Raw genomic sequence first — 19229 nt, 5'->3', positions numbered from 1 at the left:
CCACGGCGGCAACTATCGTGTTAGGGCTCGCATCGTTCTCCCGTCTCCTTTTTTAAGGACATTCGCTATGAAACAGTTCACGTCTCTCGCACTCCTCGCGCTCGCGGCGATCAGTTTCGCGCCGAGTGCTCGCGCTGCCGAGCCGCCGAAGCCGCTTAAGGCGCTTCTGATCGTCGGCGGTTGTTGCCACGACTACACCTTTCAAAAGCGGATCATCGCCGACGGCGTTTCGGCTCGGGCCCATGTCGAGTTCACCGTCGTGCAAGACGGCGGCAGTTCGACCGATGCCAAGATCAAGCTCTACGAAGATCCCGAGTGGGCCAAAGGCTTCGACGTAATCCTGCACGACGAATGTTTTGCGAGCGTGAAGGAACAGGAATGGATGGACAAAGTACTCGCGCCGCATAAGGCCGGCACTCCAGCCGTGCTCTTGCATTGTGCCATGCATTGCTACCGCAGCGGCACCGACGAATGGTTTAAGTTCTGCGGAGTCCACTCGACCGGCCACGGCCCGCAAGAGCCGATCTCGATCACGAACGTCGACGCGGCGCATCCGTCTCTGAAAGCGACGCCCGAATGGACGACGATCAACGAAGAACTATACAACAACGTGAAGGTGTTCGACTCGGCCCATCCGTTGCAAAAGGGGAAGCAACACATCAAGCAAAAAGACGGCACCGAGAAAGACGTCGAAGCGGTCGTCACTTGGACGAACAACTATCAGGATAAGACCCGCGTCTTCGCGACGACGCTCGGCCACAACAGCTACACCTGCGCCGATCCGCGCTATCTCGACATGGTCACTCGCGGCTTGCTCTGGGCCTGCGATAAGCCGGCCGATGAGTATCTGAAGAAGTTCGACGCCGCGACGCACAAGTTCGAGTGGCAAGATCAGCTGAAGCCGCCGCAAGCGAAGGGCCCGCAGCCGCAAAAGGCGCCCGCTCAAGCGACTCCGCCGAAGAAAGACGGCGCCTCGCTCGGCACCGGCTCTTCGCCTGGAAATGGCACGACGAAGGAAAACGTCGCGTTCAACAAGCCCGTCACCGCCTCATCGTTCCAAGGAGGGAACGAGACGGCCGGGGCGGTCGACGGGAGCTTCGATACCCGCTGGTGTGCCGACGGCGCCCAGCATGGCGAATGGCTCCAGGTCGATCTCGGCAAGCCGACGGAGCTCACCGGCTGCCGCATCGTGTGGGAGATGGGGAAGAGCGATTACCGCTACCGGCTCGAAGGCTCGGCCGATACGAAAGCTTGGAAAATGCTCGTCGACCAAACGGCCGACGCCCCGCCGAATCAGTTGCATTTGCATCGGTTCAAGGCCGGCGACGTGCGCTACGTCCGGCTCACGGTCGTGAGCCAAAAAGAGCAGCAATGGGCCAGCCTGTTCGAGCTCGAACTTCTCGGCACGAAAGACGTCCCGACGGGATCATCATCGACGGTCGATGGTGCTCCCGCCGCGGCGTCGCGCGCCAGTTCCCACACCGATCCGTTGCTCTCCGGCGTGAAGGTTCCCGTCGGCTATGAAGCGCTCGTGTTCGCCGCGCCGCCGAACGTGTCGTACCCGACGTGCCTCTCCGCGGCACCGACGGGAGAGCTCTATGTCGGCGTCGATGAGAACGGCTCGCTCGATCGGGCTCCGAATCGGGGCAAGGTCGTGAAGTGCATCGACACCGACGGCGACGGCCGCGCCGACCGGTTCCAAGACTTCGCCAAGATGGACTCGCCGCGCGGGCTCATCTACGACGACGGCTCCCTCTACGTGCTCCACCCGCCGAAGCTCTCCGTGTTTCACGACACCGACGGCGACGGCAAGTCGGACACCAGCGAAACGCTCGTCGACGGCATCGGGTTCGATCTCAACTTCCGCGGCGCCGACCACACCACGAACGGCATTCGCCTCGGCATCGACGGCTGGATCTACATCGCCGTCGGCGACTACGGCTTCATTAAAGCCCGCGGCAAAGACGGGCGCGAGCAACAACTGCACGGCGGCGGAGTCGCACGCGTGCGCACCGACGGCTCGGGCCTGGAGCTTGTCTCCGTCGGGCAGCGCAACATCTACGATGTCGCGATCGATCCGTTCATGAACCTCTTCACACGCGACAACACCAACGACGGCGGCGGCTGGAACGTCCGGCTCAGCCATGTGGTGCCGCTCGGCAACTACGGCTATCCGCGGCTCTATATGAACTTCCCCGGCGAGTTCGTCGAGCCGCTGGCCGACTACGGCGGCGGCTCGCCGTGCGGGGCCCTGTATCTCGACGAGCCGCAAGCGTTCGGGCCGGAGCTCGGGCGAGGGCTATACACCGTCGAATGGGGCCGCAGCGGCATCATGCGCCATCCTCTGACGCCGAAGGGTGCGACCTTCGAGGCGAAGGAAGAGACGTTCATCTCCGTCCCCCGCCCGACCGATATGGACGTCGACGGGATGGGAAACCTGTTCATCTCCAGCTGGCGCGACGGCAGCTTTACCTATTCCGGCCCGATGGTCGGGTATCTGTTGAAAGTGCGGAAGAAGGACGCGCAGCCGGAGGTGTTTCCGGATTTGCGTAAGCAAAGCGATGAAGAGCTCATCGCCGGGATCGCGAGCCCGAGCGGCGTGAAGCGATTGGCTTCGCAGCGGGAGCTGTTGCGCCGTAGCAAGACGATGGCTGCGAATAAGACGAAGCAAGTTGCCGAGGATCTTCGGAAGCACAGCCGCTCCGATATCGATCTTGCAGCTCGTACCGCAGCGGTTTTCACGCAAGTACAATTCCCGCCCTTCACGCCTCTGCTCACATCCGATGACTTCGAGCCGGAAACCATCGAAACTTGGATTCGTGCGCTAAGCGATAGCCCGCATGGCCGCGAGACTTTCATTCAAGGCGATGGACCGACTGCACTCGTCGCCACGCTCGGCATATCCAACCCGCGAGCGCGGCTCGTCGCTGCATCGGCCATAGCGCGATTGGATCTGCGTGCCCTGAATGGTTCGATCGTGCCACTCACGGCCGATGCCGATCCAACGGTCGCGCACGTCGCGATCAATGCCCTCGTGCAACTCAAAGCGATCGACGAATGCTTGAAGCCGCTTAGCGATCCGGCGACGAAGCCCGAGCTTTTCGCCGGGTGCTGCCGTGTGTTGCAAGGTTTGCACGAGCCGAAGGTCGTCGATGGTTTGCTCGCTGCGCTGGAAACGAATAAGAGCGACGACGCGAAACGTCGGCTCGTTGCGTCGGCCCTGTGCCGGTTGCACTTCCGCGAAGACGTGTGGGACGGCACGTGGTGGAGCACTCGGCCCGACACGACCGGGCCGTATTACAAGCCGGTGGCGTGGAGCGAGACGAAGCGGATCGGCACGGCGCTGGAAGCCCTGCGCGGCCGGGGAGACGCCGCGTGGAGCGATTGGCTCGCCGTCGAGGCGTTGCGAAATCGATTCGAGCTGTCGGGCGCCGATCGCGCGTTGACGGCCTATATGCAAAGCCACCCCCAAGAGCGGCCGGCGATGCTGCGGCTGCTCGGCACGAAGCTGAACTTCTTGAAGTATGCGGGAGACTACGTCGCGTCGATCGCGCTCGATGGAAGCGCACCGATCGACGAACGGATCGCCGCTTGCGGCCTGCTGACGCGGCGGGCGAACTCCGGCGGATTGGAAACGGCGCTCGGCACGTTCGCGCGGCTCGACGGCGCAGCGATCCGCGCGAAGCCGCAGCTCGGAACCGCGCGAACCGAGTTCCTGCGCGCCGTCGCGATTCCGCCGAACCTCGATGAGCTCGAGCGGTTCGCCTTCGGCTCGGTGCCGGAACGAAGCACGCTCGCCTTCGCCGTGATGCTCATCATGACGCAAGAAGCCAACACGCCGCCGGCCGCTCGGGAGCGCGTGAACGGCGCAATCGAAAAAGGCTGGAAAACGCCGGCGTTGACGCCCGACCTGCTGCGCGCGATCGCGCTCACCGATGCCGACGCCTTCGCCGACCGCGTATTGGCGCTGCGCAAAAGCGAAAGCGAGCCGATTCGAGCCGCCGCCGAACACGCCGCCAAAGAGCTCCGCCTCGACGATCGGGCGAAGGACGCGAAGACGATCGCGCAACTCAACTTCGACGAGGTGCAGGCCAAGGTGCTCGGCAGAAACGGCAACGCGGCGGTCGGCGCGAAGCTGTTCGGCAAGCAAGGGTGCATCAACTGCCACGCCGTCGCGGCGAACGAACCGCCGAAAGGGCCGTTTCTCGGCGGCATCGCCACGCGCTACCCGCGCAAGGAGCTCGTCGAGTCGATCTTGAAGCCGAGCGCGAAGATCGCGCAAGGCTTCGAGACGCAATACGTCGTCACCGACGACGGGCTATCGCAAGAAGGGTTCATCGTGCGCGAGTCGGGGGACGAGATCGAGCTGCGCAACCAGAACGGCGTGTCGAAGGTGATCCCGAAGAAGTCGATCGAAGAGCGAGGCAAACGAGAACTCTCGATCATGCCGACCGGCCTAGCCGACAGACTGACGCTGGACGACCTCACGGCGATCTTGGCGTATCTGGAAACACTGAAGGGGAAGTAAGAAGTAAAAACGCAAAATGCAAAAGTGAGATTGCCTTAGAACATTGCTCCGACCGTTTTGCGTTTTGCATTCCGACTTTTTACTTTTCCTGCAGGCTCGCCGCCGTGACGACCATCTCTAGTTTGTAGCCCACGCCGAGGCCCGCTTGCACGCAGGCTCTTACCGGGGCGTGGCCGGGGAGCATCCATTCGTCCCAGAGTTTGTTCAGCGTCGGCATGTCGGCCAGGTCGGCGAGATAGACGACGATCTGCAAGAGCCGCGTCCGGTCGGAGCCGATCCGTTCGAGTGCGCCGTCGATCTGCGACAAAATCTGCGAGACTTGTCCGGCGAAGGTTTGCTCCGGGTCGTCGGCCACTTCGGCCCAATACGCGGTGCCGGCGTGGATCACGATCTCCGACCAATGCCGGCCGGTTCCGAGGCGTTGGATGTCGGGAAGCATGCACGAACTCCTTAGCGTTGAGATCGCGAAATCGCAAGCGGCGACGGTTGGACGGTAGCCGGCTGCGGTGATTGTTGCAGCGCCAATTGCAGCGGGCAATTCAGCGGATCGATTTTCAGTCCGCGGCGATACGCGTCGAGCATTCGCCGCGAGCGCTCGGCCAATTCACGCCGGACCTCGCGCCGCTTGCCGCGCACGCGGGCGATCTTCATATCGTCGTAGCCGGTCGTCTGATGACGCATCCAGGCGATGACCGCCGCTTCGGCCCGACGCTCGATCGGAATGCGCTCCGTGCGGGCCACTGTGCCGCTGCCGACCGGCGTGGCATGCGCTGCGACGACCTTCGCCAGTCGCTCGGCGAGCGAGGCATGCAGCGGCGCAAAGGCTAAGAAGTCGACGACGGCCCGACCGAAATCTTCGACGTAGGCCGTCTGCTTCACGTCGCGCCGCGCGGCATCGGCCGCCTTGCGTTTCGCATACGCCGGGTCGGCCCGTTCAACGGCCAAGTCGGCGCGGATCTTCGCGACGATGCCGGCCGGAGCCCAAACGCCGAGCGAAAACATCTTATTGCGACGCTTCTCCTGCACGGTCCACGAAGGCCCGGCGGCCTTGATGCGCCGCGTCAGGCCGGGATCGCCGGGCGGGACGAGCGCCCAATCGGCGGGAGCTTCGATGACTTGTCCTTGCGCGGTGCGTACGCTTCGCGCGTGCGCACCAGGCGCGACGATTCTTGTTTGCGTCGGCATCGTTCATCCTTAACGAAGCACGAAGGTCGAATCTCGAATGACGAAAGAAATCCGAAGCAGGAATGACGAAAAGACCCTTCGTGCTTCGACCTTCGTCATTCTTTCGTCATTCGGACTTCGACCTTCGTCATTTACTTCCGGTTCTTCCAATCGACGTTCGCCAGCTTGCAGAGCGCGAGTTGCATCGCTTGCACGCCGTCGCGGCCGTGGCCTTGGGCTTGCAGCGAGATGTAAAGTTGGTTGGCGAGCGCGAGGCCCGGCATCGCAATTCCCATCCGGCGCGACTCGGCCAGCGCGATCCCCATGTCTTTGATGAAGTGCTCGATCGCGAAGCCGGGATCGAAATTGTTGGCGATCATCCGAGGTCCGTAATTCAGGAGCGACCAGCTACCGGCCGCACCGGTCGACACCGATTGCAGCACGGTGTTGAGGTCGAGCCCGGCCTTATACGCATAGAGCAAGCCTTCGCTGAGCGCGACCATGTTCGCCGCGATGAGCGTTTGGTTGACCATCTTCGTATGCTGGCCGGCGCCGGCGGGGCCTTGATGCACGATCGTCTTGCCCATCGCTTCCCAACAGGGTTGCAAAGCCTCGACCACGGCCTTGTCGCCGCCGATCATAATCGACAACCGAGCCTCGCGGGCACCGATATCGCCGCCGGAAACGGGAGCATCGACCGAGTGAACTCCCTTGGCCTTCGCCGCCTCGGCGATTTCGATCGCGAGCGAAGGTTCGCTGGTCGTCATGTCCACAAGAATGCCGCCGGCCTTGATGCCGGCGAGCGCGCCGTCGCTACCGAGCAGCACCGAGCGCACGTCGGAAGGAAAGCCGACGATCGAGAAGACGACGTCGCTTTGCTCGGCGACTTGCTTCGGGGTCGCGGCCCACTTCGCACCTTTTTCGATCAGCGGCTGCGCTTTGTCTTGCGAGCGATTGTAGACCGTCAGCGAAAAGCCTTTGCTCATCAGGTGGCCGGCCATGCTCTTGCCCATCACTCCGGTGCCGATCCAACCGAGGCGCGTTTTTCCGGGAACGATTTCGACGACGCTCATGTGCGACTCAACCTTCTGATGAAATTGTCGGAATGGAAAAGGAATTCAAGGCGGGAATCGGCCATTGCGCCGGCCGAAGGAAACGGCGAGGCGAACACGCTCGCGGCAGCCGCGGCGACGATGCGCAGATGCGAAACTTACCAGCGATGGGTCGGCGGCTCAAGAATCTCGCGGATCAAGACCGCGTTGCGCATGCTCATCGGGTCGGCGAACATGGCGATCAGCTGCACCACTTGGTTCGGGCCGGTCGGCGTATCGTTCGTGGTCGAACCGGCGGCCGAGCCTTCCTTGAGCGAACCGACCTGGTGGTCGAACACGGTATGCACATGGCCGCCGATATCGGTGTCGACGGTCTGTTGCAAATGCGAGAGCCGGCCGGCTCGTTCGGCGAAGCGGTTCGTGTTGAGATGCTCTTGCACATGCTGCCCGACGTTGCCGCCGAGCCGCACTTCATCAAGCTCGCGAGTCGACTCCTGCGGCTTCAAGCGCGACTGCTCGGCCAACGTGCGGCGCTGCGGCTGCTTGTCGTCTTTGCGCGGCGGCTGCTGGCCCGAGGCTTGCTGATTCTTACGCTTGCCGGGTTGCTTCGGTTGCTTTTGTTGCGTCGGCAGAGGTCGCGCGACTTGCTGTTGAGGCCGCTGCTGCTGCTGCGGTTGTTGCTGCGGGCGGGGTTGCTGTTGCGGCGGGCGCGTATGCGATTGCGAGGTCGCCTTGCGGGCCTCTTGCAGAAACTTCTCGACTTCGTCGAGCAGCGTCTTCTGACCGGGCGCGGCGCCTCCCGCTCCGCCGGCGCCGGGCTGCCGCGGCATTTGCGGCGGCTTCTTCTTATTCGCGCCGAACAGTTGGTTGAGCAGGCCGACGGAAATGATCACCACCCAGATGATCAGTTGCGTCCAATCGGCGGCAAACAGGACCCACGCGGCGATCATGACGGAGCCCTCTGCATGTTGCGCGGATTGCCCGCCGCGGCGATGCTGCTGCGCATGTCGGTATCGGCTTGCACGTTGCGCAGCTTGTAGTAGTCCATGATGCTGAGCTTGCCGGAGCGGATCGCGTCGGCGATCGCCTTCGGCACTTGTGCTTCGGCTTCGGTCACTTTCGCGCGGCTCTGCTCGATCTCGGCGATGTTCTCTTGCTCTTCGGCTACGGCCATCGCGCGGCGGCCTTCGGCGTTGGCCCGAGCGACGCGCGTGTCGGCTTCGGCCTGATCGGCTTGCAGCCTCGCGCCGACGTTGTCGCCGACGTCGATATCGGCGATGTCGATCGAGACGATCTCAAACGCGGTTTGCGAATCGAGCCGGCGGGCGAGCACCGCCTTCGAGATGCGGTCGGGATTCTCGAGTACGTCGCTATGTTTCGCCGACGAGCCGATCGCGCTGACGATCCCTTCGCCGACGCGGGCGATAATGGTCTCTTCCGTCGCTCCGCCGATCAACTGGCGAATGTTCGCGCGCACGGTGACGCGGGCCTTCACTTTGAGTTGGATCCCGTTCTTCGCGACAGCGTCGAGCGATTCCTTGCCGGAGTTCGCGCCGGGGCAGTCGATCACTTTCGGATAGACGCTCGTCTGCACGGCTTCGAGCACGTTGCGGCCGGCGAGATCGATGGCCGTGGCAAGCCGGAAATCGAGAGGGATATTCTTCGCTTTATTGGCCGCCATGATAGCGCGAATCACGAGCGCCACGTTGCCGCCGGCAAGGTAGTGGGCCTCGAGCGCCTTGCTGGTCAGGCCGGTTTCTTCGCCCAGACCGGCCTGCACCGCCATGATCTTGCTGCGCACGATCACGTCGGGCCGAACCTTGCGAAACGTCATGCCGACGAGATCCCAAATGCCGATCCCTGCGCCGGTCGTGACCGATTGGATCCAGAGCCGAAAGTATTTGGCGAAGACCAAAAACAGGATCAGGAAAATGATGATGACGACGATCAGCCCGATGATCACTAAGGCGTTCGTCGTATCGGCACCGAAAAGGACGGGCATGGTGGATCTCATGGCGGAAGGGAGAGCGCGAAGGGGCGAGCGTTGAAGAAAACTTCAGCGACAGGCAAACGAATCGTCCCCGAGCCGCAGGGGGCTGTCAAGCGAACGGCGACGGGATGGCCGACCCGGAATTCGCCCGCATCTTTTTCTCTTTGGATGACCACTTAGCCGGCTCCCGCACGGCGGGCATTGACGAAACAGAGCCGGAGCTTAGAGCTTACTGCTTAGCAAGCTTCACGTTTGCTGATTTATCCCTACGGTAGAAATCGAACACGACTTTACCTCCCCCCCCGACCACCGATTCGCCTTCAGACACTTACGGCGATTTGATCCGTGGAATTCACTGCGACATATCGTCGCACTAAATTGGACAGGCTTAGCACGGCAACGCTCACGACTATATCACCACAAACCATTTCAATCGAATAACTTGCGAATCATCGCATCTTAATCGCAGAGCGATTTCTTACCTTAATTTTCGTAAGTGAAAAGAATTGAATATAAATCAAAAAATGATCGACGTAACTGATGCAGCAGCGTTACGCGGTCACTAAAATGAAAGGACTCAATAACAGTTAAAAACACTCATCGCGGGTGGTTTGTTCGTAGAACTTGAATCGCCGTGTGGCATGAAGCCGCTTGGGATCATTCATGAATCATCGTAGCCGAAGCAGATCGATCGGAAATATTCGATCTGTTTTCCGCTAGTCGAAGCGCGTGAAGTTCACCATGAACGACAGATCGGATAGCGCGCCGCTGCGAGTCTCCGTTTGCATTCCGACCTGCGCGCGCTCCACGCTGTTAGGCCGCGCGATCGCATCCGTGCTTGCCCAGTCGCAGCTCCCTTTCGAGATCTTGATCGGCGACGACTCCGAAGACGACGAGACGGCCGAATTCATTCGTCATTTGCAAGACGATGCAGGTGTCCCCTTACGCCTGTTTCGCAATCGACCCGCCCTGGGGCTAGGGCGCAACATCGCCAACCTTTTTGCGAACGTCCGAGCGGAAGCCATCTTGCTGCTCCACGACGACGACACGGTGGAGCCGAAAGCGATCGAGACGCTGTCGCAGGCGCTCGCGCAAGACGGCGTGATCGTCGCGTTCGGCCGAAGTTGGATCGTCGACGGATCAGGCCAGAAGAACACGAAACGAACGGAAGATTTGAATCGCTACTACCACCGCCGCGAGAAATACCGCGGACTCATTCACGACACGCTGACCAGTGCCGTGGTGCAGCAGATGCCGGACTCCGGCTTCATGATTCGGACTAAGGCGGCCCACAAAGCTTCCTATGCATGGGCCGCGCGCTATCGAAACGCGTGCGGTTTCGTTTACAACGTAGAACTTGCGCAACGGGCCGAAGGTGCGTTCTACTTCTGCGATGAGTACCTGCACTGTTATCACCTTACCGAAGGCTCGCTCAGTAAATCTCCGCGGGGAAATTCGGCGGTGATGGCCTTCGCGTATGCCGACTCGTTGCGGGACAAAGTTCCGAATCAAGAACTCTATCGGAAGTGGATGCTCGAACGTTCGACGGTCGCGATCGGCCAAGCGGCGAAGCTCGGTCTGTTGTCGCAGGGTTGGCGCTGGTTTTTCGGCCCTTACCATCGCCGCAAAATAGCCTCGGTTTCAGGCTGCAAATCGGCCGTGAAGCTTCTCTGGGCTTTCCTGCGCGGTCGCCATCACGACGGCCAAAAGCCGGTGATCCCCAGCCTCGAAGCAGAACCTCGCGACGAAGCAGCGCTGCAGAACAGTCGCAAAAGCATCGATGAATTCGTAACGGCCGACTCCGGTGCGCATAAGATCCTCTAAGAGCCGCTGAACCTAAGCGCCGCTGAGCGCTAGTCGGTCTTCGCGCCCAAGCGCTTCATCACCTTGCCGGCGGATGTGAACGCGATCCCGAGATAGTGCGAAGCGTTCACCATCAGGGCTTCGACGAGCGGGCTATTTCACTTCGGCATCGGCTTGCCACGCGACGATGAAGTTCGCGCCGAGCCCGCCGGCCTGTATTATCTCAATCCCCTGCCGATTCAAGAGCTCGCGAATCGGTGGATCGGCAAGTACGACCGGTGCCGCGTGCAAGCGCTCGCCGATCTTAAAAAGCACTCGAGGAACAAACCGATGGCTGAATCGAAAACGCCCGACGTGATCGGTCCGAAGCCGAAGTTCATGTACGTCATCTACATTCGCACGACCGCCGCGAAGCTGTGGCAAGCGCTCGTCGATCCGGAACTCACGCGGCGATTCTGGGTCGAAACATGGCAAGACTGCGCGTGGAAAGTCGGCGCGTCGTGGAAGCTGATGATTCCCGACGGCCGAGTCGGCGACAGCGGCGAGGTGTTGGAAATCGAACCGGAGAAGCGGCTCGTCCTCTCCTGGCGCAACGAATTCCAACCACACTTGAAGGCCGAAGGCTACTCGCGCATGACCTATGTTCTGGAAACGATGGGAGAAGTCGTCAAACTTACCGTGACGCACGACATCGACCTCCCGAACTCGAAGCTCATCGAAGGGGTCTCCGGCGGCTGGCCGATGATCCTCTCGAGCCTCAAGAGCTTGCTCGAAACGGGCGAGTCGCTCGAAGCGACCCGCTCGTGGCCGAAAGGAATGTGAAGCGAGTTGCCGCTCGAAAGTCGTCGCCCGAAAGTCGCGATCCGAAAGCCGCCGGCCTAAATAGTCTTCTTGAAGTCGTCGCACTTGCGTGTGATGATCGGCGGCGTGGATGGGGCGTGACTCCGATCTTCGAGAGATTTCGACACGTCGCGGCGCACGAGATAGTCCGCTCGCTTCGGAGAGCGGTTGCATCGCGACGACGAATCGCCGTGTGAATGTCCGCGACTGCGTGACGCCGCTTGTCGTCGCGCGGCCACGGACTAGTCGACCGCTCGAACCGGGAACTGCGGAAGGACCACTGTGTCGTCATGCGACGCGGCGGGCCGCAACGGTTCGAGTCGTGGATTCTTCAGTGAACTACGGTCGGCGCAAGGCGACGATGGTTACCGAACTCCGCTCGCGCCGTGCAGGCTTCGGCTTGTGCGTCGTGCGCGTATTCGGGCCTCATCCCGGCCTGCGGCCTGCGGCTCACGGCCTACGGGCGATCGACCGGAACGAAGCGCGACCGAGGTCCACTCGCGCTCCGCTTCCGCGCCGTATCGCTCGCAGCTCGGCAGTCGCACGTCGGGCTTCGGCGACGTCGCGCGTGCGGATGACGTGCGCGACGGCCGGCGAATGATTTCGCCGCGCGTTCTTCGGAACTCGACGGAGCGAACGGAGGGGCGCTCTGCGGAGCGCGGCCGCTCCTCGGGCGTCGTCCGGTGCGTCGTCTCCGCGGGTGTCGGCGGCTATCGCAAGCGCCGACCGCTCGCTCGGGATGCAGTTCTGCGCAGACACGTTCGACAAGATGCCCGACCGAAACGTCGGAGCCGGCGCACGAATCTTTTTTTCGAGATGTTTTATTCACGCGCGAAAAACATCGCGCGAATCAGGGCGGTGTCGCGCGCAAATCGCGAAACCGCAAGCGAACCGCGCCGCCGACGAGCGGCTTCCTCTCCTTTCTCTCTTCCGACCCCCGACCCCTGACCTCCGACCTCTTCCCGGCGAGCCCCCTTATTTGATAAAATGCCCGATTGTCTCCCTGCTACCGATTCCTTCTCTACATAAAGCCGAGCCGTCGCCGATGGGCACTCACTACATTTATCAGATCCAAGGCCTCAATAAAAAGTTCGGCACGCGCGAGCTGCTCAAGGATATTTGGCTCTCGTTTTATCCCGGCGCCAAGATCGGCGTGCTCGGCAAGAACGGCTCCGGAAAAAGTACGCTGCTCAAGATCATGGCCGGGCTCGATAAAGAGTTCGAAGGGGAAGCCAAGCTTACCGACGGCTATTCCGTCGGCTACGTCGCCCAAGAGCCGAAGCTGAATCCCGACAAAGACGTTTGGGGCAACGTGCAGGAAGCGGTGCAATCGACGCGCGACATCTTGAACCGCTTCGACGAAATCAACGCGAAGCTCGGCGAGCCGATGGACGCCGACAAGATGGACAAGCTCCTCGCCGAGCAATCCCGCGTGCAAGACAAGATCGACCTCTTGAACGCTTGGGAACTCGATCGGCAAGTCGAGATTGCGATGGATGCGATGCAATTACCTCCGAGCGATGCCCCGGTCGCGACTCTCTCGGGCGGCGAGCGGCGGCGCGTGGCCCTTTGCAAGATGCTGCTTTGGAAGCCCGACCTACTGCTGCTCGATGAGCCGACGAACCACTTGGATGCCGAGAGCGTCAACTGGCTCGAGCGCCACTTGGCCGCCTACACCGGTACGGTCGTCGCCGTGACGCACGATCGCTACTTCCTCGACAACGTTGCGCAGTACATCCTCGAAATCGAGCGCGGCCGAGGCTACCCGTTCGAAGGAAATTACTCGAGCTGGCTCGTGCAGAAGCAAGTTCGCCTGGAGAAGGAAGAAGGAGAAGCCGCCACGCGGCGCAAAACTTTGGCCCGCGAACTCGAATGGATTCGCATGTCTCCCAAGGCGCGGCAAGCGAAGAGCAAGGCCCGCATCACCGCTTATGAAAAGCTCGCCGCGGAGTCCGTCGAGGAGAAGGAAGGCGAATTCGAAATGCAGATCCCGCCGGGCAAGAAGCTCGGCGAGTTGGTGATCGAAGCGAAGAACATCACGAAGTCGTACGGCGATCGGGTGCTGATCGATAACCTCAGCTTCCGCCTGCCGCCGGGCGGAATCGTCGGCGTCATCGGCCCCAACGGCGCCGGCAAGACGACTCTGTTCCGCATGCTTGTCGGCCAAGAAGCGCCTGATTCCGGCGAACTCAAAGTCGGCGAGACGGTGCAACTCGGCTACGTCGATCAGAACCGCGACGCGCTCGATCCGAACAAGACCGTGTGGGAAGAAATCTCCGACGGTCTCGACAATATCGACATGGGCGGCAAGCGGATCGCCTCGCGGGCGTTCGTCGCGCGTCTCAATTTCGGCGGCTCCGACCAGCAGAAGCTCGTAGGAACGCTCTCCGGCGGCGAGCGCAACCGCGTGCATTTGGCGAAGCTCCTCCGTCGCGGCTCAAACGTCTTGCTGCTCGACGAACCATCGAACGATCTCGACGTCGACACGCTCCGCGCGCTCGAAGAAGCGATCCAAAACTACTCCGGCTGCGTCGTCGTGATCTCCCACGATCGCTGGTTCCTCGATCGCCTCGCCACGCACATCCTCGCCTTCGAGGGAGACGGCTATGTGCATTGGTGCGAAGGGAATTTCCAAACGTACGAAGAGCAACGGAAGCGCCGCCTCGGCCAGAACGAAGACGAACCGGCCCGCTTCAAGTATAAGAAACTCGCGCACTAGAAACGCTCACGCACTTCCACCAAGGCTCACGACGATGACCGTATTGCATTCCGGAACGACGAAGAAGTTCTCGGCCAATTGGGGCAACGTGTTCGGCTCGAGCGGCGCGAAGGCCCAAGCGGCCGCGAAACCGCAAGCGAAGGACGCGAAGACGAACGTGAAGGTGAAGGCCGCCAAGAAAGACGCAGCACCGAAAGTTGCCGCGAAGCCGGCTCCTGCGAAGAAGACCAAGGCGAAGAAGAAGTAACGTTCGCTTAGCGGCGCGTCATCAGCAAGCTCCAGCCGAGCGGGCCGGACGAGCCATCGGACTCTTCGAAACGTCGCGCAACCAAACGATCGATGCGGCAGATTTTCTCGAAGTCGCCGGCGAGTTCCGCGGCAGTCACTTTCGGTGGCCCGCCCACTTCGCCGGCGTCGGGATTGCCGGCAAGGATCAGTAGCCGCGAACCGGCCGGCATCAACCGCCGCACGGTCGCCAGATAGCCGCTGAGTTGGCCCGCGCGACGGATGCAGTGGTAACAGCCTCGATCGAACAGAAAATCGAATGGGCCGGTGACTCCGTCGGGCTTCGCAACCGCATCGAGCTTCGTCACATCGGCCGTAAGGAACGTCGGTGCGCGCAGCGGCGGCGTGAACGTAGCTTGCGAAGCACGCGTAGCGGCTCGCGCGATCGCCGGTGGCGCGAAGTCGATGCCGGTGGTCGTGAAGCCTTGCTCTGCGAGATACACCACGTTCGTTCCGGTGCCGCAGCCGAGCTCGATCGCACGCCCAGATCCGTTCGCATCTGCTATCAGTTCGCCGCTCTCGATCAACCGACGAAGCTCGACCTCGACGCGACCGCTATCCCAAGGGGTTTCTTCCAACTCGTAGCGGCGTTGCCAATCTTCCGCAGTCGTCGTCGGTTTTCGTTCGGAATCGGCCATCGATAACACTTTCGTAAGAACTTAGTTCGACTTACCGCACGTGCCCGCAAAGTCGCTCGAACCGTTAAAGTTTGCGCATAGTGCCAGACGAATCTATCGTCGATGACTATGCCTAGCGTCACTACCGAGCCATGCGCCGCACGCCGGCAACGACTGCACGTCGCGCTGTTTTTCAGTTGCGCGCTCGGCCTACTTTTTAGCAGCGCCGGCGGCTGCACGCGAACGTACTATCGCCAGCAAGCCGATCGGGAAGTCACGCACATCCTCGATCAGAAGAACATGCCGGGCCGTTGGGGTCTGCCGAACTTCCGGTTGGAATACGATCCGCGCAGTCGCTACTTCGACCCGACGAATCCCGATCATCCGCCGATGCCTCCCGACGATCCCAACTCACACGTCTTCATGCACGTCGTCGACGGCATGAAGGGGGCGCGCAACTATCACGTCGACGGCGATTTGAAGGCGGTGCAGAGTCCCTACTGGCGCCAACAACTCGCCACCTACGCCGATGTCGACGACGACGGCACCGTAAACCTCACGCTCAACGGCGCCGTGCGGATGGCGATCGTCAACGAGCCCGACTATCGTCAGCAATTGGAAGAGCTGTACTTCTCGGCGCTCGACGTCAGCACGGAGCGTTTCCGTTTCGACACGCAATTCTTCGGCGGCATCAACCCGCTACTCTACACGCAACAAGCGAAGAACGCCCCGAGCGCCGGCGGTCTCTCCCGCAGCACGCTCGGCATTAACGACAACCTGCGTTTCCAGCGCCAGTTCGCCGCAGGCGGTCAATTGTTCGTCGGCTTCATCAACACGATCGTGTGGCAATTCGCCGGCCCGGATACGAACTCGAATACGACGATTCTCAATTTCAGTTTGATTCAGCCCCTCTTGCGCGCCGGCGGACGGCGCTTCATTCTCGAGCAGCTCACGATCGTCGAGCGCGGGATGCTCGCCAACTTGCGCGCCTTCGAGCGCTATCGGCAAGGCTTCTACACCAATCTCGCGGTCGGCGACGGCGGCACGACCGGTGCCCAACGCCGCGGCGGGTTCTTCGGCGGCACAGGCCTTACCGGGTTCACAGGCCAAGGCTCGACCGGCTTCGGCGGCGTCGGCGATGCGACCGGCTTCGGTCGCGGCGGAACCGGCAACGCCGTCGGCGGCGGAACGGTCGGCTCCGGGTTTGCCGGCGGCGGGGCGGGAACCATCGGCGGCTACATCGGATTGCTCCAGCAGACGCAGCAGATCCGTAACTCGCGTCAAAACCTAAATGCCCAACTCCGCACGCTCAAGCTGCTGCTCGCCAACCTCGAAGCCGGCACGATCGACATCGCGCAGGTCGATCAATTCCGCCAGAACATCGAAACCGCGAAAGCGACGTTGCTGCAAAGCGAGATCACGCGCGACAACGCGACGGAGACCTACGTTCGCACGTTGATCGGCCTTCCTCCCGATCTGCCGATGGCGCTCGACGATGAATTGATTCGCCAATTCCAGTTTATCGATCCCAAGACCAACGCGCTCTACGAACGGGTCGAAGACTTCGTCGACGAACTCGGCAACTTGCCCCTCACGCCCGACCTCGACATTCTCACGATGGCCCTCGACCGGCTCGAAGCGTTCCGCAAGGAAACGGCCGTCAATCTCAACTTGATTCGCGACGACTTGAAGCGCTGGGAAGCCGGGCGTGATGCGCGCCGGCAAACGATGACCGCCGAAGAGAGTGCGATCTTCGACGCCGATCTCGTTAAGAGCAAAGCGACGTTCGCCGATCTCGAAGCGGCCTTCGGCCTCAACGCCGCCGAAGCGGTCAAGCTGCGAGCCACGCTCGCGCCCGCCACGCGCAAGCAAACGACCGACTCGCTCGTCGTCACGGCGAAGGGGCTGGCATCGTTGATTCAGGAATCGTCGCTGGTGCAAGTCCGGTCGCGGCTCGAATCGGTGACGCTCAACCCGATCGCGCTCGATCCGCAGCTCGGGCTGCAAATCGCGCGGGCGAACCGTCTCGATTGGATGAACAACCGCGCCGCGCTCGTCGACTCTTGGCGCTTGATCGCGTACAACGCCCGTTCGCTCCTCTCGACCTTAAACATCACGATCGACGGCAACCTCTCGACGCGCGGCGACAACCCGGTAAAGTTCCAGTCGTCGACCGGTACGCTCCGGGCCGGCTTGCAGTTCGACGCTCCGTTCACGCGGCTCGTCGAACGAAACAACTATCGCTCGGCGTTGATCGAGTACCAGCGTGATCGCCGGACGTATATTCAATACGAAGATACGGTGAACCAATCGTTGCGGCAGACGCTCCGGACGTTGAAGCAACTCGAAGTGAATCTCGAAATCCAGCGCCGCGCCGTGGTCATCGCCGCGCGCCGCGTCGATCAGACGCGCGAAGTGTTGAGCAAGCCGCCCGACCCGGTACAGCCGGGCACCGCCGCAGCCGGCCTCGGCCCGACCGCGGCCTTGAACCTCTTAACCGCGCTCAACGACTTGCAGGGCTCGCAGAACAACTTCATGAGCGTATGGCTCAACCACTACGCCTCGCGCATGATCCTCGTGCGCGAGCTCGGCTTGATGCAACTCGACGACAACAATCTCTGGATCGATCGCCCGCTGGACGAACTGCTGGCGAACGCCGAGATGTGTCCGCCTGAGGAACTACCGCCCGACGTGCCGCAACAATGGTACGAAGCGCTCGACCGGTTGCCGCCGACGGGAGAAGAAGTTCCCAGCGACGCCGCCGGTGGAACGGCGAACGAACTCCCTGCGCCGCGCCGTCGCGACTTCGACGTCGACCCCGACGCCGGGGGCGATCTGATGCCGGCGATTCCGAAACCACCCGTGCTTCCGCCGCCGCAACAGCAGCAACAGTTGCCGCGACTCAACTCCCCGAGCGGCGAGCCGGCTACGCCTCCCGCGCGCGGCGCGCGCCGCACCACGCACGAACCGAAGACCGCCGACGTAGCGCCCGCCGGGCCGCTGCGCACGGCATCGAAGACGCGCATCGTTTCGGAAGAAGAGCTCGCGCCGCCGAGCGAGGGCACCGTCGAGAGAGTCGTGGAACCGCCCGCGCCGCTTAAGCCGGCCCGATCGGGACAGGCTTTGTTCGGCTCACCGCCGCCGCCTTAATGATGGCTACTGTAAAGAGTTCATCGCGCAGCGGCACTCACCACAGGTGACTGGAAAAAGCCGGCAATAGGCCGAGGTTCCTCTTATACTGATCCCGTTCGTCCCGCCCCGTTCGTCTCCCTTCCGCTTCGCCATCGACTTCAGGAGTTTTTCTCATGGCACGCTCTCCTCGCAAGACCACCGCGCAAACTCCCCGTCGCGATTTCCTGAAGGCCTCGACCACGGCGATCGCGGCCGCGACGTTCGGCTCGAGCTTCGTCATCAGCGGCACGAAATCGTCGGGTCGCGCGATCGGAGCCAACGAGCGCGTGCGGGTCGCCGTCGCCGGCTTGAACGGCCGAGGCCATGCGCACACCGGCGCATATTTCAACATGGCCGATGTCGAGGTCGCCTACCTCGTCGATCCCGACACGCGAACCTACGCCAAGCATCTCTCGAAGATCGACGAGAAGAAGCGGACCGACAAGCCGCAACAAGTACAAGACATTCGTAAGGCGCTCGACGACAAGAACGTCGATGCCGTCTCGATCGCGACGCCGAACCACTGGCACGCGCTGATGACCATCTGGGCCTGCGAGGCCGGCAAAGACGTCTACGTCGAGAAGCCTTGCAGCCACAACATTCACGAAGGGCGCATCGCCGTCGAAGCCGCGCGGAAGCACAACCGCATCGTGCAGCACGGGACGCAGAATCGGGCCTCGAAGGCGTGGAGCGAACTGGCCGTGGCCGTGAAGGCGGGCACGTTCGGCAAGCTCGTCGTCTCGCGCGGGCTCTGCTACAAGCCACGCAAAAGCATCGGGATGAAACCGGTTACGCCGGCGCCGGCCGAAATCGATTTCAATCTCTGGCTCGGCCCCGCTCCGGAGCAACCGCACCACGGCAACCTCGTGCATTACAACTGGCACTGGTTCTGGGATTTCGGCAACGGCGACTTCGGCAACCAAGGGGTGCATCAAGCCGACATCGCCCGTTGGATGATTCCCGGCGCGACGTTGCCGAAGAGCGTCGTCAGCGTCGGTGGTCGGGTCGGCTACATGGATCAAGGCCAAACCCCGAACACGCAGATCAACCTCTACGATTT

General features: G+C 61.9%; 14 protein-coding genes. 7 read left to right on the top strand and 7 right to left on the bottom strand.

The features are described from left to right. Positions 1-67 precede the first annotated feature (67 nt). Positions 68-4528 carry a discoidin domain-containing protein gene (locus tag K8U03_18385; GenBank protein ID MCE9606859.1) on the top strand — a complete coding sequence of 1487 codons (4461 nt, stop codon included), beginning with the start codon at positions 68-70 and terminating at the stop codon, positions 4526-4528. A gap of 79 nt (positions 4529-4607) precedes the next feature. Here K8U03_18385 and K8U03_18380 read toward each other — a convergent pair whose 3' ends face one another. The 5 genes from K8U03_18380 to floA form a co-directional block, all read right to left on the bottom strand. Then, complete coding sequence (locus K8U03_18380) at positions 4608-4967, bottom strand: RidA family protein (protein MCE9606858.1); 360 nt, start codon at positions 4965-4967, stop codon at positions 4608-4610. An 11-nt stretch (positions 4968-4978) separates the two neighbouring features. Further along, on the bottom strand, positions 4979-5713 hold the full coding sequence (locus tag K8U03_18375; protein MCE9606857.1) for a DUF2293 domain-containing protein: 735 nt from the start codon (positions 5711-5713) through the stop codon (positions 4979-4981). A 131-nt stretch (positions 5714-5844) separates the two neighbouring features. Then, positions 5845-6765 carry an NAD(P)-dependent oxidoreductase gene (locus tag K8U03_18370; GenBank protein ID MCE9606856.1) on the bottom strand — a complete coding sequence of 307 codons (921 nt, stop codon included), beginning with the start codon at positions 6763-6765 and terminating at the stop codon, positions 5845-5847. A gap of 137 nt (positions 6766-6902) precedes the next feature. Continuing rightward, the gene (locus K8U03_18365; protein ID MCE9606855.1) at positions 6903-7694 is read right to left on the bottom strand and encodes a hypothetical protein; all 792 of its coding nucleotides are present in this window, start codon (positions 7692-7694) and stop codon (positions 6903-6905) included. Then, positions 7691-8746, bottom strand: coding sequence for a flotillin-like protein FloA (floA, locus tag K8U03_18360; GenBank protein MCE9606854.1), 1056 nt, complete (start codon positions 8744-8746; stop codon positions 7691-7693). Before floA ends, K8U03_18365 begins: the two co-directional genes overlap by 4 nt. A 729-nt stretch (positions 8747-9475) precedes the next feature. Here floA and K8U03_18355 point away from each other — a divergent pair. After that, a complete protein-coding gene (locus K8U03_18355) occupies positions 9476-10558 on the top strand; it encodes a glycosyltransferase (protein ID MCE9606853.1) in 1083 nt (360 codons plus the stop codon). Positions 10559-10690: 132 nt separating this feature from the next. Here the strand turns inward: K8U03_18355 and K8U03_18350 are convergent, their stop codons facing one another. Continuing rightward, positions 10691-10852 carry a DUF3124 domain-containing protein gene (locus tag K8U03_18350; GenBank protein ID MCE9606852.1) on the bottom strand — a complete coding sequence of 54 codons (162 nt, stop codon included), beginning with the start codon at positions 10850-10852 and terminating at the stop codon, positions 10691-10693. Positions 10853-10867: 15 nt separating this feature from the next. Between K8U03_18350 and K8U03_18345 the strand changes: the two genes are divergently transcribed. The 3 genes from K8U03_18345 to K8U03_18335 all read left to right on the top strand — a co-directional run bounded on the left by K8U03_18345 (position 10868) and on the right by K8U03_18335 (position 14343). Then, complete coding sequence (locus K8U03_18345) at positions 10868-11359, top strand: SRPBCC family protein (GenBank protein MCE9606851.1); 492 nt, start codon at positions 10868-10870, stop codon at positions 11357-11359. Positions 11360-12422: 1063 nt separating this feature from the next. Next, positions 12423-14096: an energy-dependent translational throttle protein EttA gene (gene ettA / locus K8U03_18340; GenBank protein ID MCE9606850.1), complete on the top strand. Its 1674-nt coding sequence runs from the start codon at positions 12423-12425 to the stop codon at positions 14094-14096. Positions 14097-14130: 34 nt separating this feature from the next. Further along, the gene (locus K8U03_18335) at positions 14131-14343 is read left to right on the top strand and encodes a hypothetical protein (protein MCE9606849.1); all 213 of its coding nucleotides are present in this window, start codon (positions 14131-14133) and stop codon (positions 14341-14343) included. A gap of 7 nt (positions 14344-14350) precedes the next feature. Here the strand turns inward: K8U03_18335 and K8U03_18330 are convergent, their stop codons facing one another. Continuing rightward, on the bottom strand, positions 14351-15019 hold the full coding sequence (locus tag K8U03_18330) for a methyltransferase domain-containing protein (protein MCE9606848.1): 669 nt from the start codon (positions 15017-15019) through the stop codon (positions 14351-14353). 102 nt (positions 15020-15121) lie between these two features. Here K8U03_18330 and K8U03_18325 point away from each other — a divergent pair, with 102 nt between their 5' ends. Both K8U03_18325 and K8U03_18320 read left to right on the top strand, forming a co-directional pair. After that, positions 15122-18148 carry a TolC family protein gene (locus K8U03_18325; protein MCE9606847.1) on the top strand — a complete coding sequence of 1009 codons (3027 nt, stop codon included), beginning with the start codon at positions 15122-15124 and terminating at the stop codon, positions 18146-18148. Positions 18149-18303: 155 nt separating this feature from the next. Beyond that, a partial coding sequence (locus K8U03_18320) for a Gfo/Idh/MocA family oxidoreductase (GenBank protein ID MCE9606846.1) occupies positions 18304-19229 on the top strand: 926 nt, incomplete at its 3' end.

The sequence above is a fragment of the Planctomycetia bacterium genome (genome assembly GCA_021413845.1).
Classification (GTDB): Bacteria; Planctomycetota; Planctomycetia; order Pirellulales; family PNKZ01; genus PNKZ01.
Note: the sequence above shows the minus strand (reverse complement) of the source record. Positions and strands in the feature narration are given on the sequence as shown.

Excerpts from the sequence above, each read along its gene's own strand:
- K8U03_18385 (MCE9606859.1), top strand. The coding sequence starts at position 68 with ATGAAACAGTTCACGTCTCTCGCACTCCTCGCGCTCGCGGCGATCAGT.
- K8U03_18380 (MCE9606858.1), bottom strand. The coding sequence starts at position 4,967 with ATGCTTCCCGACATCCAACGCCTCGGAACCGGCCGGCATTGGTCGGAG.
- K8U03_18375 (MCE9606857.1), bottom strand. The coding sequence starts at position 5,713 with ATGCCGACGCAAACAAGAATCGTCGCGCCTGGTGCGCACGCGCGAAGC.
- K8U03_18370 (MCE9606856.1), bottom strand. The coding sequence starts at position 6,765 with ATGAGCGTCGTCGAAATCGTTCCCGGAAAAACGCGCCTCGGTTGGATC.
- K8U03_18365 (MCE9606855.1), bottom strand. The coding sequence starts at position 7,694 with ATGATCGCCGCGTGGGTCCTGTTTGCCGCCGATTGGACGCAACTGATC.
- floA (MCE9606854.1), bottom strand. The coding sequence starts at position 8,746 with ATGCCCGTCCTTTTCGGTGCCGATACGACGAACGCCTTAGTGATCATC.
- K8U03_18355 (MCE9606853.1), top strand. The coding sequence starts at position 9,476 with ATGAACGACAGATCGGATAGCGCGCCGCTGCGAGTCTCCGTTTGCATT.
- K8U03_18345 (MCE9606851.1), top strand. The coding sequence starts at position 10,868 with ATGGCTGAATCGAAAACGCCCGACGTGATCGGTCCGAAGCCGAAGTTC.
- ettA (MCE9606850.1), top strand. The coding sequence starts at position 12,423 with ATGGGCACTCACTACATTTATCAGATCCAAGGCCTCAATAAAAAGTTC.
- K8U03_18335 (MCE9606849.1), top strand. The coding sequence starts at position 14,131 with ATGACCGTATTGCATTCCGGAACGACGAAGAAGTTCTCGGCCAATTGG.
- K8U03_18330 (MCE9606848.1), bottom strand. The coding sequence starts at position 15,019 with ATGGCCGATTCCGAACGAAAACCGACGACGACTGCGGAAGATTGGCAA.
- K8U03_18325 (MCE9606847.1), top strand. The coding sequence starts at position 15,122 with ATGACTATGCCTAGCGTCACTACCGAGCCATGCGCCGCACGCCGGCAA.